The organism is Photorhabdus africana, from assembly GCF_035181445.1.
Lineage (GTDB): Bacteria > Pseudomonadota > Gammaproteobacteria > Enterobacterales > Enterobacteriaceae > Photorhabdus > Photorhabdus laumondii.
Genome location: NZ_JAXBVE010000138.1, coordinates 1 through 726 on the forward strand (window position 1 = coordinate 1; position 726 = coordinate 726).

1 protein-coding gene is annotated in these 726 nt (G+C 60.3%); it reads left to right on the plus strand.

Annotation, left to right across the window (positions count from 1 at the left end; translation table 11 throughout):
* On the plus strand, positions 1–726 hold a 726-nt coding region (locus SLS51_RS23085; RefSeq protein ID WP_369293959.1), incomplete at both ends, for an RHS repeat domain-containing protein.

The window sequence follows — 726 nt, forward strand, 5'->3', positions numbered from 1 at the left end:
GCGCAGTTTGGCGGCCCGCGGGCCTGTGACGAACAGTTTGTGTACGATGCCGGTCAGCATCTGCATTACCAAAAACGGGTGCCGGAGCGGCTCAGTGAAGACCTGCGCCAGAGCTACCACACCCAGCAGGCGGGCAGAGTGATTCAGCACGGGGCCTGCACGTATCACTACGATGAAAACGGGCGGCGGACAGAGAAAACCGAACAGCGGCGGGGCTACCGGCCGCGGACCTGGCGCTACCGCTGGGACGCGCAAGACCGGCTGACCGGGTTTATCAGCCCGGAAGGGGTGCGTTGGCGCTATTGTTATGATGCTTTCGGGCGACGGATTAGCAAGCGGCAGGAGACAGACGCCGCCGGACCGCCGGTAAAACCGACCGCGATAATCGGCTATGATTACCTGTGGAGCGGGGAGCAGCTGATTGAAGAGACGCCGGTGTATGCGGACGGCACTGTCGGGTATGCACAGAGCATTCACTGGCTGTATGAGCCGGGTGCCCTGACCCCACTGGCACGGCATGAAAAAGGCCAGCTATATTATGTGGTGAGCGATCACCAGGGAACCGTGCGGGAAATTCTGACCGAGAAAGGGGAACTGATATGGGCAGGACGACTGCTCACCTGGGGCGAGCCGGAATGCTGGCCGGTGCTGACAATCAATGACCCGCGGAACCTGACCTGTAATCTCCGGTTTTGTGGGCAGTATGAAGACAGCGAAAGCGGTTTA